Genomic DNA, 15659 nt, shown 5'->3' on the forward strand with positions numbered 1-15659 from the left:
AAATTAACATCTGTATATACTTTTGCTGTTGATGTGTTCATAAGCTATGAGCCTAATTTCACACCTGACTTTTTATTGTTGAAAGCGTTCCCAACGATGTGTCGTTGGGAAACGTTTTCAAAATAAACCGAAGGAATATTCATTTAAGGATTATAAAATCATTTTATCATACCATTAATCTTAAATCTTGAAAGAATGAAGAAGTGTTACATTGTTTTACTTAAGCTGTTCATTGCTGCCTTTATCATGTCAGCAACAGCACAGGAATACCAACTTGTTTGGGAAGAAAATTTTGAAGGAGCAGAATTAAATACCAGTGTATGGAATTATGAGACAGAAGTTGGCGTTTGGAACTGGGGAGCCAATCAGGAACTTCAGCACTATCGTGCTGAAAATGTTGAAGTAGGCCCTGATGGTGAAGGAAATAATGCTCTGATTATTACCGCAAAACGTGAAAGTTTTGGCGATTATCAGTTTACCTCCGGACGAATCAATACTTCCGGCAAAGTTGCTGCATTATATGGTCGCATTGAGGCTAGAATTAAATTGCCAGTTTTGGCAGATGGCTTGTGGCCTGCATTTTGGATGTTGGGAACTCAGAATACTTGGCCTGCAAGTGGTGAGATTGATATTATGGAGGCTGGACACAGGGAAGGTATCGACGCCGGAACTCAGGATAGAACTTTTAATGGTGCATTACACTGGGAACACGCAGGTAATTATGCCGGATATGGACCGCAATGGACTGCACCCGAAGGGGCATCTTTATATGAGTATAATGTTTTTGTAATGGAATGGACGCCCCAAAGAATTGAGATGTATTTTAATGATCATCCAACTCCTTACTTCGCCATGGATATTACCGGAGAAGATGCAGAAGAGTTTCGTGACTGGCCTCACTATTTCATTCTAAATCTGGCAGTGGGAGGTTCATTCCCGGGGATAACAAATCCTGATGACATTACAGCTCCTCTTCCAGCTCAGATGTTTGTGGATTACATTCGTGTATACCAACGAGAGGGCGAAGGAGTTCTTGTTGTTTCTGAGCCGCAAACACCTCAGGCAGATTATTTCGGAATTTTCACGGAAAATCCTTCTATATCTGAGCGATTCGTATTCGATGACTTTTCTAATACATTGCAGGTTTGGGATAATTCATTGCAGCCGTTAGAAAACGCACCTTCTTATGATGGAGCCGAGGTTTTAAGTTTTTATGGTTACCCTGCAAGAACCTGGTTTGGATTTGGAATTAATGCTGCTGCCGGTATGGATTTTTCGCATTTTAGTAATGGTTCTCTGCATTTGGCTTTACGCACTTCATCGGATAATGATTTCTGGATTGGCATGGGAGGTGCTGCCGAAGGGCGTATAAATTTTATTGAAGGGAGCGATCCCTACGGATTTCAAAGGGACGGACAATGGTACGAATTATCTATTCCTGTTTCGGAATTGGTTGCAGCAGGGTTGGATTTATCTGATGTTAGAAATATTTTCATGCTTGGAGGGGATGGCGCAATTTCCAATATTCTTGTGGACGATATTTATCTGTCAGTTGATGGGCAGCCTTTGATGAATAGTGAGTTAAATCCCAATAGGAATGATGATCTGCAACTGTTTGAAAACAAGATTGTAGCAGATTATTATGGAATCTTTACTGAAAATCCTAATGTTGAAGAAATCTTACTCATTAATGATGTTGATGCTCACATTTACATTTGGGAAGGAACGTTAAATAATATCCAATCTTCGCCATATGATGGCGAAGAATATCTGGCCTTCACATCGGTTGGTGCCGGTTGGTGGGGTTTTGGAATTCATGACGATAAGGCGGCAGATCTTTCTCATTTTGAGAATGGTTATTTGGCATTTTCAGTAAAAGCATCTTCTCAGGAGAGTTTCAGAGTCACCATCACAGGTGCCTCAGGTACCTCCGGATCTTTTGATTTTGTGACCGGTTCAGATCCTGAAGGATTTGAGCGTGATGGCGAATGGCATAGAGTTAGAATTCCGATTAGCTCTTTTGCGAGCGTTGATTTATCTGCAGTTCCTATTCCATTCTCAGTGACCCAGGGGCCTGGTAGTACATCCATCTCCGATATTGCCTTTGATGATATTATTTATACCACCGGAATTGATCCTGAAAACCCGAATCTTTATGATGGTTCAGGTGAAATTGGCGATCCCAATGGAGGAGATCAGGGTAATTGGGAATATTGGTTTGGAGATGGTGGACAAGGATCAGTTACATTTCCGTCTGAGCATTTAGCTACAGTTAATATAACCAATGCCGGATGGCAGCCATGGTCGGTTCAGTTGTTCAAAGATAATCTTGATACCCCTGATGGTGAATATGTTCTTACTTTTAGAGCGAGGGCTGATGCTCCAAGAACTCTTAATGTGAACTTTGGAAAAGGTTTGGATGCTGCTCCATGGTTTATTGAATTTATGAGTCCGAAAGAATTCAACATCACCACTGAGTGGGATACCTATTCAATCACAATAAACAAGGAAAATGTAGAAGTTGTTGGTAAATTGGTGTTTGAGATGGGTAGTACAGGTGGTGATAATTTGATAACATCGGTTTATATTGATGATGTTTCTCTTGAGTTGAAAAATGCAACAAATCTACCTGTTGCTTCAGAGTTGAGAACAGAAGTTTATCCTAATCCTGCTTCGGACAATTTTATTATTTATTCAGAAGTAAATATTGCGGATATTACTGTTTATAGCTTAGCCGGAGTACGTGTGTTTGAAACAGGGAACATAAATTCTTCTTCTCTAAGTGTTAACACTTACGGATGGAATGATGGAGTATATGTTTTAGTTATAACCGATTATAACGGAGAACGAGTTTCCAAAAGAATTGTGATTAAAAAATAGAAAAAACAAATAACGGGAATCAAAATCAGGTTTTTTCTTTCAGGGGCTGTCTAAAAAGTCTGTTAATGATATTCAATACTTACAATTTGTAAAACGACTTTGCTTTCACCCCTCCAAACCTCCCCCAAGTGGGAGGCTTAAAGTCCCCCTTGGGGGATTTAGGGGTGAATTATTAACGTGTAATTTACGATTTGAAAGTTAAGGAAAATTTAAATTTACTTTTAAGACAGCCTCTTTTTTATATACTCGAAGGATGTTCATCCAATTATTAATATGTCTCCGGAACGACCTGCTGAATATAAAGTATGATGGATTCTGAAGACCCATTTTTAACACTTTTATGGTGTTAAAAATGAACCATGGCATGGATATGTGAGATTCTGATGTTGTGATTTTCTTGTTTTTATGCAGATCCGGTGGTGAAAATAATGCCTTGTCTCAATTTTTTTGTAGTAATCTAAATTGTTAAGGAAGGGAAAACTATCTCCAATCAAGACTGGATCATGTTTTGAGGTCAGGTTCTATTGTAAGTGGTTTTGCTATGGTTTTCTAAGGCTTGAAAATTACTTTTATACGATTGTTTGATTAATAATCTTTTGGTTTATCATCGTTGAGAAGAGCTTTGGTTGAAAGCAAACCACATGCAGCATAAATATCTTCTCCACGAGAACGGCGTATGGTGGTGGTTATGCCTTTGTTGTTGAGTTGGTCACAAAACCATTGCATGGTTTTGTGTGGAGTTCCTCTAAGAGGAGAATCAGGAATGGGGTGAAACTTAATCAGATTTATCCTACATCGTATGCCGTTAAGGATTTTAGTCAGGCCTTTTACATGTGCAGGTGTATCATTTATCCCTTCAAACATGATGTACTCAAAAGAAATTCTGCGCTGGCGACCAAAATCATATTCACGAAGTGTTTCAATAACCTGTTCAATGGAATATACCTGTTCAATTGGCATCAGTTTTTGCCGTTCTTCATTAAAAGGGGTATGAAGACTGATGGCAAGGTGGGCTTCGCTCTCTTCAATAAATCTTCGCATGGCTGGGACAATTCCGATGGTAGAAACATTGATTCTTCTCGGACTCCATCCATATCCCCAGTCAGATGTGAGTATGTCAAGGCTTTTAAGAACTTCCTCAATGTTATCCAGAGGTTCTCCCATACCCATGTAAACCACATTGGTCAATTCTTCACTTTCGGGAATGCTCCTGATTTGATTTAGAATTTCACCGGCTGTTAGTTGCGACTGAAAGCCTTGTTTACCGGTCATACAAAAAAGGCATCCCATTTTACAACCAACTTGTGAAGAAATGCAGAGCGTTTTTCTATTGTCTTCCGGGATGTATGCAGCTTCAATAAATAAGTGCTTGTGTGCCGGAAAAAGATACTTTTTTGTTCCGTCAACCGATTCTTGGACTTTTGATGGTAGGGTAACACCGGTTTCGAAATTTTCAGATAATAACTGGCGTGCTTTTTTTGAGAGATTGGTCATTGAATCGATGGACTCAGCTCTTTTTTTGTATAGCCAATCAGCAATTTGTCCGGCTGTAAAGCCGGGCAAATTGTGTTGTTTTACAATTTCTTTTAATTCATTTAACGTCTTCCCGTATAAAAGCTCATTTTGCATCTTTAAAAGTATATTTCTGCTACTATGTTATCGAAAGGAATTCCTTTATTTATTAAAATGTCTCTCACTTCAACCACCATCTCGGCACTTCCGCAAAGGTAATATTTTATTTCGAGCGAAAGGGTTTCATGTTTCTTCAGGTAATCGGTTATTCTACCATGTATTACCATGTCATTCTCTTCTGCAGTACAGAACCTTAAATAATTCTGGTGCATTGTTTGTTCAAATTTGTCGGCATAGTAAAACTGAGAGATGTACCTGGCTCCATGCAATAGTGTTTTATTTATAGCCAAACCGGATTCCAGCATGCTGATAAATGGCGCAATGCCTGTTCCTGTGGCTATCCAGAATGCCTGTTCCTGAGTTCCGATAAACTTCCCGAAAGGCTCTGAAACAAATACTGTATCACCAATCCGACATTTGGACAGCGCAGGAGTAAGTTGACCCTCCGGGTTGATGTCGAAAAGAATACGCAGAGCTTTTCCTTCATTCCCCGATGCAATGCTGTATAAGCGGGGCTCATCTTCGGGATTAAGCGCTAATGCAATGACTTGCCCGGGGATAAAACTGAACTTTTTCTCTGTATCAATGGTGAATACGCCATCAGCAATTTCCTTTTTGCCAAGAATAAGGCTGGGGTTTAGATCCTTTTTTTTTCGTTGAGTGTGGGGCATTTCTAAATCACTTATATTCTATGAACAATCGTTATTTAACTATTTACAAACAAAAATATAGGGCTTTTTGTTTTTGTTAAAAAACGCAACCTAATGTTATAAAGCATGTATAAATTAATTGGAACCAAAAATGATATAGTTCCGCATTTTTTTGCGATTTTTGTTGTTTGTAATTAAGTCGTGACTTTAACAGTTATTAATGTCGTTTTTTACCCATAAGGAAAATAACAGTTCAATTAGCAAGCGGGTGTTCCGGGGATACATTGTCAATTTGTTACTATTGGTAATGGTTTCAGGTGCAACGGTTTGGGGGGTTCAGCGTTTGCATGAATGGATTGATAGTACCGAAAAGGTAGATAAACTACTACATCAAATATATCTTGCACGGATAGAGGCCAAAGGTTTTAGCTTAAGCAGTGATACCACCCACGCATCACAGGTTGATAGTTTGGCCATTGAAATAAGCAATGCTTTGTATGCAGCAGAGAACAGCAGACTATACTCAAAAAGCCGCAGTGAATTAGAGAACGTGAACGTTTGGATGGAGGAGTTCAACCAATATTGGTTAATGTTTATTGACTTAAAACAAAAGAGGTTTGATGCGGAGGAGAGAATGGATCGCTTGTTTCAACAAATTTTCATAAATGCCAGGGAACCTTTTCCGAGGCTTTTTCGTGGAGCAGCGCAGGTTTCTGGAGCAGATACCCACAACGATCTTTTGTTTCAGCTTCTACACCTCAAGGAGCTGGAAAAACGAATATGGAATTTTCCGCTTGAGATCGTCCATCGGGATTCTGTGGATATGATATTTTTGCGAATCCGTAGACTACTACCTCCATCTGATCTTGTTCCTCCCGGTACCCGAGCGGGAGAGACAATACGACAATTAAAAACAGATCTTGCTTCTTATCAGTCCGTAATAAACGAATTGGTTTTTGCCATACATGAGTTACATAGTGCTCAGGGATTGATGATCAGCAGTGCTGAAGCCATTCAGAATGCCGGTGAGCGTGCCAACGATCAACAAAACAGAGCCATGGAGCGGCTATCGCTCTATAGTTTGTATGCACTAATTACCATCATGGCTCTGGCCATTATTGTTGGGTTTTGGATGGCATATATCTTTATGCGTAAAGTTGATAAGGATGAGAGAAACCGCGCTGTGAAAGATCAACTGTTGCAGGAGAATCGAAAACTTTTGAATGATATTATAAACAATAGTGCATCTCTTATTTATGTAAAAGATTTGCGTGGGAAATATACCCTCATTAATCAACAGATGGAGGAGATTCTGGGCATGGAAGCCCACAGAATCATAGGGAAGGCTGATGATCAGATTTTTCCTTCTGAGTATGCACTTGCACTACAGAAAAATGATCAGGATGTTCTGAGAAAAGGAGAGCCGGTTCAAATAGAGGAGTTTTTGCCATCCTCGGGCAAAAGACGGACTTTTCTCTCCAATAAATTCCCAATCCAAAACCACGATGGGGAAATTACCTCTCTTGTATGTGTTTCCACAGATATTACTCCTTTACGTCAGGCTTTATCGGAGCTGGAACTCAGCCGGGAAAACTACCGGAACATTGTATCCAATGTTCCCGGTGTTGTTTATCACTGCCAGAACGATACCCGAAGAACCATGCTTTTTATTAGTGGAGGGGTTGAAAAACTAATTGGTCTGGGTGTTGATGCTTTCATTGCAGAAGGACAGTCAATGATGCCATTTGTTGACAATGAAGATGTTCAAAAGGTTCGGGAGACCATCAGAAGTGCAGTGCTCAGACAGCGTCCTTATGAGATTGAATATCGCATTCGTGATTTGTTTGGCCATCGAAAGTGGGTGTATGAGAAAGGCTTGCCTGTCTATGAAAAGGAATCAACCAAAGTAACGCTGCAGGGTGTAATCATAGATATTACCGCACAAAAAGAAGCCATGACTGAGTTGATGCTTCGTGATAAGTTGCTTGAAGGGGTATCCGAAGCCGTCAAAGAGCTGATCATGACTGCCGAGCCTGAAGAAGCATTGCTAAAAGCATTGCGCGTGATGGGGCAGGGAGCGGCAGTTGACAGAGCTTTTGCTTTTACCAACGAGAAATCTCCTAAAACAGGGAAGTTGATATTACGTCATATTGTGGAATGGGACAGGATTATTTTGGAACCAGTTAGCCGCAATGAGTTTGATAATGTGTCCTATGAGGAAATATCCACCACCTGGTTTTACAGGTTAAGCGAAAAAAAGGAGGTCGTTGTTTCTCAAAGAAATGCAGAGCCTGGAGAAATGCAGTTTCTCAAAACCATGAAATCAGCATCAGCAATGCTTATACCGGTATTTGTTCATGAGCGATTTTGGGGATTTATCGGGTTTGGATTGGGAACCAGAAGCGGCGATTGGAATGAATCTCACAACACTCTTTTTAAGGCATTTGCAGGAACACTTGGAATTGTGCTGGCCAGAAACGAAGGCGCCATTGAACTGCAGAAAGCCAAGGAGGCTGCCGAAGCTGCCACTCGTGCTAAGAGCGATTTTCTGGCTCGTATGAGCCATGAAATTCGTACTCCATTAAATGCCATCATCGGCTGGACTCATTTGGGGCTGGAGAAACTGAATATCCCCGGACATTCTGATTACCTCAAACGAATTCAATCCTCGTCAAGATCACTTCTGGGTATTATTAATGATATTCTCGATTTCTCGAAAATAGAAGCCGGTAGGCTTGAATTGGAGGAAATTGATTTTGATTTGGAGGCGGTCATGCAAAACCTGGCCGATATTGTCATGTTTAGAGCAAACGAAAAAGGCCTTGATCTGGTTTTCGATTACGCTCCAAATGTTCCTTTAAGCCTTGTGGGCGACCCTTTAAGGATTGAGCAGGTTTTGGTTAACCTTGTTAATAATGCCATTAAGTTTACCGATAAGGGAGAGGTGGTTGTCAAAGTTCGGGTTAAACGAAAAGATGGTGATCAGGTAAAACTTTTGTTCTCAGTTTCCGATACCGGTATTGGTTTAAAAGAAGAACAGAAAAACCACTTGTTTAAAGCATTTTCACAGGCCGATGTTTCCATAACCCGAAAATATGGAGGTACCGGTCTTGGATTGGCGATATGCAAGAGACTGACCAGTTTGATGGAAGGCGAAATTTGGGTGGAGAGTGAGTATGGAGTGGGAAGTGTTTTCTCTTTTACGGTATCACTGGGGATGCAATCTACCCAGAAAAAGGAACAGATGCGCAATGCCTTTGAAGGTACAGGTGATACCGTTTTAATTGCCGATGGAAACAAGGCTTCTGCAAAAAGTTTGCAGCACATGTTACAGGATTTTGGATTTAGTGTGAAAAGATGTAGTTCTTCAAGAGCCCTTTGGCAAGAGTTAGAGCGTTCTGAAATGGTTACTCCATTTGGAATTTTATTCCTTGATCCGGAGATATTTAAAACACATTCTGACATCGAAATACAGAAAATAGTTAAGAGCACAGGAGAATTTGAACATTTGGTTTTTCTTACAACACCATTTAATGAAAATCGTTACGCCGATTTTTTTGTCAACAATGAGAAAATCGCACGGCTCAATAAACCTGCGAACTATTCTTCTCTATTTGACTGTTTTATGGATGTTTTGGGAGGTGATGTTATTGGAACAACAGCTTCGGCTGGCAAGAGAAAAATATACAGAGAGCTGCTTAAGGAGAAATCTCCGTTGAAGATTCTTGTCGTTGATGATACTGCCAGCAACAGGATGCTGGCAGTAGAATTACTCGATATGGCAAACATTAAAACTGAAGTGGTTACAGGTGGCCCCGAAGCTCTGGAACTTGCTTCGCGATTCAATAGTGATTGTCCGTACGATCTTGTTTTAATGGATATTAACATGCCGGGAATGGATGGGTATGCCACCACCAGAAGATTGAAAAAAATGCCCGGATGGGAAGAGGTGCCAGTGGCTGCAATGACCGCTGAAGCTTTTGGTGATGTTGAATCACTGTGTCTGCAGGCAGGAATGACTGGAATGGTTGCAAAACCAATTGATCCTGAAGACCTATTCCGGGTAATTTATGGTTTGGTTTTTGGCGTGCATGATTTAAATGACAGACAGGTGATGGCCGAAGATTCTATGGAGAGGTTTGACTTCCCTGATATAAAGGGTCTTAAGGTGCATCATGGCATTCGTCGTATGGGTGGACGGTCTGATCTTTATAAACGTTTGCTTAAAGGGTTTTGCCATGATTATAAAAACTTTGGCAGTAGTCTTGATGATCTGTTGGGTGAAAATGACAACGACAGTATTTACAGGTTGCTCCACTCTCTCAAAGGAATTGTGGGAACGATGGACGCGACGGACTTATATGATTTGGCCATTAAAACAGAAAGCGCATTTAAAAGCCAGTCCGATGAGTTTGTAAAGCTGGCTGGAGAATTAAAGGAGCAGGTTAAAGAAATGGTAACACGGTTAGAGCACATATCAGAATTACAATAATATGAGATGATGCACATTTTGAATGATTGTGATTGTCGTTCGATGTTTAAATAGTTGATCTGGTATTTGTATCAGCTTTTGGTTAGTTCGTAAAACTTTTGCATGCTGTTAATCCAAAAGATGGGTGCAAACTATTATTTAGACTTTGATAGCTGACAATCTGTTGTTTAATAAACTGAAATTTAATCATATGAAGAAATTGCTCTGTGTACTATGGATCTCTCGTTTTCTTCTGTTTTTGGTGCTTCTTTTTGGTTGCAACAGAATTCCTGTTACCGAAGTGCCGTCTATGCCGTTAATCCATCTTGAATTTGATAACAAAATTTCCAATGAAGGGGTTTTGCCTGTAACTTTCAGAGGCGACGAAAATGTCTCTTTCTCTAATGACGGAGTTTCTAATTATTCCTTAGATCTGACATCGGCTGCAAAATTTCGTAAACCTGTAGTTGTTGTAAAAGGTGATGGGCAGTCGTTCAACGACTACCCTGGATTATCGATCTTTTTTTGGGTTAAGGCTCATCCGGGTGATCCTTATGAATATACCATTATCTCTCAACTGGCCGATGATGAATTGGCGCCCCAAGGGTGGCTGTTCGGGAAAACAACTTCCGGTTCATACAGATGGATGTTAACCGATGGTCTTAACGAGGCTGTTTACGAGCCAACCAGCATTCGTCAACCTGTAGCTAACGACGAATGGCATCTGCTTGGTTATACACTTGATTTTGCCAGAAAAGAGGCCAGAGTTTATTACAATGGAGAGAATGTCGCTGTGTTTTGTTTGCAAAATTTCAACCTTGATATATTCAAGGGAGACATTTATATAGGTGGTCATCCTTTTTCGACCAACCCAATTAGAGATGCTTTTCATGGGTTGATAGATGAATTTACCATATGGAGCAGGGTGTTAACTCCTGAGCAGATTAAAACTCTTTGCGGTGATGAAAGGCATTTAACGAGAAGACGAAGAGAAGCGAGACCCGATTCGTTAACAATTATGACCTGGAATATATGGAATGGTGGTCGTGCTGATGGTCTTTTTGCAGGGCCACAAAGGGTTGCAGAGATCATTCAAGAATCGGGAGCCGATATTATTTCTTTGCAGGAAGCCTTCGACAGTGGCGAAATGATTGCAGACATACTTGGCTTTTATTACTATCAGCGAAGTCCTGGTCTGAGCATTTTAAGTCGTTATCCGTTTGGACGAACTTACAATGTTTATCGTCCAAGACACTCTGGGGCTGTTGTGGTAAATCTTCCCAGGGATAACCAGATTGTAATGGTTCCCGTTGCCTTAAGCTACCTTCCCAATCTTGGTCCCTATATTATGTCTGGTCACGCCAGAGCGGATTCAGTAATTATCCGGGAAATGCAATCAAGAGGAAGCGAAATTCGTTTTATTATGTGGGAAATGCAATCTATCCAAAATTCGTACAGCGATTATCCCATCATATTAGCAGGTGATTTTAACTCAGGGTCACATCTCGACTGGACAGAAGCTAATCGTGAGAACCGGTTTGGTCTTGTTATAGAGCATCCTGTGAGTAAAACCATAGAGGATGCTGGTTTTATAGATGCTTTTCGTTATATTTATCCTAATGAAGTAAAAAATCCCGGTTTTACCTGGTCACCCAGATATAAAGAAGTCATGCAGGACAGGATTAATTTTATCTATTACAAAGGCCCCGGATTTAATGCATCCTGGAGTCGTGTTATAGATCAGTTTGAACCAGGTTTCCCTTCTGATCATGCAGCAGTTGTTGTTTCTTTTAAATGGGACGATCAATAATCTGATATATGCAACAACCTCCATATCCTGAAAAAAAACTATTCGCGCAAATAGCCAATGGAGATGAAAAAGCTTTCGAAAAGCTTTTTCGGTTGTTTTACCCTATGCTGGTGAATTACGCTGTGAAATATTTGAATGATCGGGAGATTGCTGAAAACGTTGTTCAGGAAATGTTTGTCAGCATTTGGGAAAAAAGGGAGGCTTTAAAGGTGGATAATCCCCGGGCATACCTCATGCGAGCTGTCACAAATCGGTGTTTTAATGAGTTGAAATCCAAAAAATTGTTTTATGATGTGGATGATTTTCAGATTCCCGAGGTTGATCAGGATATTCCGGATGAATCACTGATTGCAGAAGTGCAATCAGTAATATCAATGCTGCCGGAACAGAGGCAAAAGATCTTTCGCATGAGTCGCTTCGAAGGAATGAAATATAAGGAGATCGCAGAGAGATTAGGTCTTTCTGTTAAAACTGTTGAAGCTCAGATGGGAAAAGCTCTTCAATTCCTGAGAGAACAATTGCCGATAAAAATTAAAGAGAGTGGTAAGGGTTTTTCCAATTAAAGTTGTCAATATAACAGGAATGCTATAGAATTATTGCAAATGAAATTTTCAGACAATATAAATTACAATCAGTTATGCAGGGTGTTGTCGGATGAGGCGACCAGTGAAGACATGGACTTTCTGGAAGCCTGGCTCAAAATTGATGAGGGGAATCATAAAATATGGAATGAACTCAGGGAGTCATGGATGCTTGCCGGAACTGCTGCGCAATGCGATCAAATCAATACAGACAATGCATGGCAACAAGTTAGTGCCAGAATAAAGGCTAAACCAACTTCTAAAAACCGACTGATTGCTATCTATCAATACGCCGCTGCAATTGTTGCTGCAATCGTGCTGATTGGGGGGCTGCTCTATTTCCTGCTTCCGGCATCATACCAGCAGGCTGAACAGGTTACATATATAACTCATTCAGACAGTTCTGAGATTGTTTTACCTGATGGGACGCTTGTAGCGCTAAATAGTGGTAGCAGCATCAGTTATCCGGAAAACTTTGGTGACACTGAGCGACGGATTTTGTTGTCAGGAGAAGCTTGGTTTGAAGTAACCTCTGACAAGCAAAATGTTTTTATTGTTGAAGCTGGGGGGTTTGAAGTAAGAGTGTTGGGTACCTCTTTTAATGTTCGTTCATACGAACATCTTGAACTTTGCCAGGTCGATGTAAACAAAGGAGTTGTCGAAGTTGTTTCATTGTTGTCTGATTTAGACCCGTTAAAACTGGAAGCAGGAGATGGAGCCGATTTTTATGTTCCATCCGGGACAATTGTTAAGCGATCGCTATATCCCAATAATCTGGCATGGAAAACAGGGGAACTAAGGTTTAATGATGTTTCATTGTATGAGGTCTTTAATGCTCTTGAACAAACATACCATATCAGAATTGTGACAGAAGACCCCTCAATATTGGATGAAAAACTGGTTGCTTCATTTTCTCAGAATACTTTTGATTACATCCTGGATGTTGTGTGTTTAACTTTTAACCTGACCCAGGTAAAGTCCGATGAGTTTGTCCTGGTAAAGAGGCTAAATGCAAATTAGGTTTGTAACCTATTTGGTCAGCATCCCGGTTCTTTAACTTTCGGCTTTTTATTTTCTAAATAAAGATTGTAATTCCAAATCGATTAATGCATTGAATAGTGATGGGGTGACAAGATTAAGCTTCATAAGGATTTTAGGCGTAATCAGTTTTTTCTTTCGAAAAAAACTGATTGTCATCTGTGTGCTCTCAATATTTTCAATTGGTGCTGTCTGGTCCGGCGATCATCAACGCGATTCCTTAATAATCTTAAATAATATTTCCACCTCTGATTTAATCGACTCTCTCACCACTATCCATTCTCTTGATTTCGCCTACGATGCCGATATTCTTAACGGATCAGAAAAACGCAATATTGAAGTACCTTATAATATTTCGGAACAATGGTTAGAGGAGGTCTTTGGCCGTGATGGTGTTGAAGTGCGTCTCATTAACAACCAGGTAATCATTGGTCGCAGAAGGGGGCGGATTCTCTCCTCAGAGGCAGTCAGAATTAGTGGAAGAGTTGAGGAGGCTCTATCCGGAGAACCAATGCCCATGGTAAATATTGGACTAATCGGAAAACCCATGGGTACAATTACAAACGATGCCGGTTATTTTGAGTTTCTGGTGCCGGAACAATTCAAAGGAGAACAAATGGTTTTTTCTCACCTCGGATATATTGGCGAAAAATTAATAGTTCCTTCTCGCGACACCATGGTGGTTGTGAGCCTGGCCTCATCATCTGTGAGTTTACCGGAAGTTAACATTCTTTATCAGGATGCTGATGTGATTATGCGGTTGGCATCACAAAGGGTCGTTGAAAACTACCCGGGTTTCCCCACTTTTTTAACAGCATTTTTCAGGGAAACCATACAACAGGATGACCGTTTTGTAGATGTTTCGGAGGCTGTCGTGGAGATTTTAAAACCTTCATATCAAAATGTATTTGATCAGGAAAGAGTCCGCTTTATCAGAGGAAGAAAGGGAAGAGAAACCGTTGATATGGATTTGATTAATTTCAGATTGGTAGGTGGGCCATATCATTTCTCAAGATTAGATGTGGTGAGGAATGGAGATTTCTTTTATAATGATGACGGGTATTCGCAATACGAATATATTTTTAACGGTGTTGATATTGTATTTGATCGGATGGTTTATCGGGTGGGATTTGAACCTATTAACGATACAGAGTCCCTTTTTTATAAAGGAGAAATGCGAATTGATGCTGAATCTTATGCATTGGTGAGCATTGAATTTGAACTAACCTCTGCTTCCATACGTCGGAGCCGAAGTTATTTGGTTCAGAGAGATGCGCGTCGTTTCCGGACGACTCCTTTGTTTGCCAGGTATCTAGTCGAATATCGCCCATGGGGTGATTTATGGGTGTTGTCAAGGGTAAAGGGCGAAGTGAATTTGCGTGTAGTTGATCGGAATAGACGTCAAAGAACAGTTTTCCATACGGTATCCGAAATGTTGGTAAGTGATCATACCCGTGCAGCCAGTCAACATCGGATTCGTTGGGCTGAAACTTTTCGCCCCTCTTATGTGCTTTCTGAGCATCTTGGGGACTTTGATCCCGAATTTTGGAAGGAATATAACATCATTCAGCCAGACGAAACCCTCGAGAAGGTGTTTAGGTTGGATTAAGAATATAAAAATCCTGCAAAGTCCACCTTAAACACGGGGATATTAAAAGATTAATATCCTGATGCATAACGCTTCAATGCAGGAGCTGCCTTTTGCTGATTGAACAGATTCTATGCGCAGCGTTGCTGCAAATAATCAATGGTTGATGGAACTGAGTTGATGCGAGGTAGCGCATCATTGTCAATGTTCACATTAAAACTGGTTTCCAGATAAAATAAAAAACAAGTCATATCAATCTCATCCATCATCAAATCCATTGAGAATGAAGAATCCTCAGCTATTCTCTCCCTTGGAACTCCGGTCTTTCTTAATACGCGGTATAAATTCCTTCTTATGTTTTTGCAATTCATATCTGTTTGTTTTCTGTTATTTGATAATATGACAATCAAACTCTATTTGACACGTATTAAGAATGTGAATTTTTTTTTGGTTTGTTTGAAATTTCTGATTTGCTCATGTTGTTGATAACTTCCTCTCTTATGATCAGATTTGTATTCTTTGACTTCTTATCTTTGACCGTTTAATTTCAAAATTTATTATCATGCATACCTGGTTTGAATGTAAGGTGAAGTACATTAAAATTGACGAAACTACCGGAAAGGAGAAGAAAGTGTCTGAGCCCTATTTGGTCGACGCTGTATCTTTTACCGAGGCAGAAAGCAGAATTCACAAGGAGTTGGAGCAGATGATTCGTGGAGAGTTCCATGTTACCAATATTCGCAAGGCTGACTATTCTGATATTTTCCCAAACGATAATGCTGACAGATGGTATAAATGTAAAGTGGCATATGTTTCCATTGATGAGAATGCCGGCAAAGAGAAGAAGGTTTCATCTCAAATGCTTGTTATGGGGAACGATTTAAAAGAAGCGTATGAAAATCTTATGGATTCGTTATCGGGGATGACAGTGGATTTTGAGGTTACTGCGATTGTCGAGAGCCCTATTATGGATGTGTTTCCATATTTTAGTGAAAAAGGAACGGAATAA

At 40.2% G+C, this 15659-nt stretch carries 10 protein-coding genes; 7 read left to right on the plus strand and 3 right to left on the minus strand.

Annotated features, from left to right (window positions below; genetic code table 11):
* Positions 1–195 precede the first annotated feature (195 nt).
* On the plus strand, positions 196–2880 hold the full coding sequence (locus B5X70_RS04110) for a family 16 glycosylhydrolase (RefSeq protein WP_079556612.1): 2685 nt from the start codon (positions 196–198) through the stop codon (positions 2878–2880).
* Positions 2881–3465: 585 nt separating this feature from the next.
* Here the strand turns inward: B5X70_RS04110 and rlmN are convergent.
* Both rlmN and B5X70_RS04120 read right to left on the minus strand, forming a co-directional pair.
* On the minus strand, positions 3466–4509 hold the full coding sequence (rlmN, locus tag B5X70_RS04115) for a dual-specificity RNA methyltransferase RlmN (RefSeq protein WP_079556613.1): 1044 nt from the start codon (positions 4507–4509) through the stop codon (positions 3466–3468).
* 2 nt (positions 4510–4511) lie between these two features.
* Positions 4512–5183: a ferredoxin--NADP reductase gene (locus tag B5X70_RS04120; RefSeq protein WP_079556614.1), complete on the minus strand. Its 672-nt coding sequence runs from the start codon at positions 5181–5183 to the stop codon at positions 4512–4514.
* Positions 5184–5382: 199 nt separating this feature from the next.
* On the opposite strand from B5X70_RS04120, the gene B5X70_RS04125 reads away from it, so the two are divergent.
* From B5X70_RS04125 to B5X70_RS04145, 5 genes are all read left to right on the plus strand, one after another.
* On the plus strand, positions 5383–9654 hold the full coding sequence (locus tag B5X70_RS04125) for an ATP-binding protein (RefSeq protein ID WP_079556615.1): 4272 nt from the start codon (positions 5383–5385) through the stop codon (positions 9652–9654).
* 190 nt (positions 9655–9844) lie between these two features.
* Entirely contained in the window at positions 9845–11443 is a 1599-nt protein-coding gene (locus B5X70_RS04130; RefSeq protein ID WP_079556616.1) for an endonuclease/exonuclease/phosphatase family protein, read from the plus strand.
* A gap of 8 nt (positions 11444–11451) precedes the next feature.
* Entirely contained in the window at positions 11452–12006 is a 555-nt protein-coding gene (locus tag B5X70_RS04135; RefSeq protein ID WP_079556617.1) for an RNA polymerase sigma-70 factor, read from the plus strand.
* A gap of 39 nt (positions 12007–12045) precedes the next feature.
* On the plus strand, positions 12046–13044 hold the full coding sequence (locus B5X70_RS04140; protein WP_079556618.1) for a FecR family protein: 999 nt from the start codon (positions 12046–12048) through the stop codon (positions 13042–13044).
* 106 nt (positions 13045–13150) lie between these two features.
* Positions 13151–14671, plus strand: a complete 1521-nt coding sequence (locus B5X70_RS04145; RefSeq protein WP_143255024.1) for a carboxypeptidase-like regulatory domain-containing protein — start codon at positions 13151–13153, stop codon at positions 14669–14671.
* Positions 14672–14781: 110 nt separating this feature from the next.
* Here B5X70_RS04145 and B5X70_RS04150 read toward each other — a convergent pair whose 3' ends face one another.
* The gene (locus B5X70_RS04150; protein WP_079556620.1) at positions 14782–15021 is read right to left on the minus strand and encodes an acyl carrier protein; all 240 of its coding nucleotides are present in this window, start codon (positions 15019–15021) and stop codon (positions 14782–14784) included.
* 191 nt (positions 15022–15212) lie between these two features.
* Between B5X70_RS04150 and B5X70_RS04155 the strand changes: the two genes are divergently transcribed.
* Complete coding sequence (locus B5X70_RS04155; protein WP_232468304.1) at positions 15213–15659, plus strand: DUF4494 domain-containing protein; 447 nt, start codon at positions 15213–15215, stop codon at positions 15657–15659.

The sequence above is a fragment of the Alkalitalea saponilacus genome (assembly GCF_900168165.1).
Lineage (GTDB): Bacteria > Bacteroidota > Bacteroidia > Bacteroidales > Marinilabiliaceae > Natronoflexus > Natronoflexus saponilacus.

Bases quoted from the DNA above. Each gene is read 5' to 3' on its own strand.
- B5X70_RS04120 (WP_079556614.1), bottom strand. From the start codon at position 5,183: ATGCCCCACACTCAACGAAAAAAAAAGGATCTAAACCCCAGCCTTATT.
- B5X70_RS04150 (WP_079556620.1), bottom strand. From the start codon at position 15,021: ATGAATTGCAAAAACATAAGAAGGAATTTATACCGCGTATTAAGAAAG.
- B5X70_RS04110 (WP_079556612.1), top strand. From the start codon at position 196: ATGAAGAAGTGTTACATTGTTTTACTTAAGCTGTTCATTGCTGCCTTT.
- B5X70_RS04135 (WP_079556617.1), top strand. From the start codon at position 11,452: ATGCAACAACCTCCATATCCTGAAAAAAAACTATTCGCGCAAATAGCC.
- B5X70_RS04130 (WP_079556616.1), top strand. From the start codon at position 9,845: ATGAAGAAATTGCTCTGTGTACTATGGATCTCTCGTTTTCTTCTGTTT.
- B5X70_RS04155 (WP_232468304.1), top strand. From the start codon at position 15,213: ATGCATACCTGGTTTGAATGTAAGGTGAAGTACATTAAAATTGACGAA.
- B5X70_RS04140 (WP_079556618.1), top strand. From the start codon at position 12,046: ATGAAATTTTCAGACAATATAAATTACAATCAGTTATGCAGGGTGTTG.
- rlmN (WP_079556613.1), bottom strand. From the start codon at position 4,509: ATGCAAAATGAGCTTTTATACGGGAAGACGTTAAATGAATTAAAAGAA.
- B5X70_RS04125 (WP_079556615.1), top strand. From the start codon at position 5,383: ATGTCGTTTTTTACCCATAAGGAAAATAACAGTTCAATTAGCAAGCGG.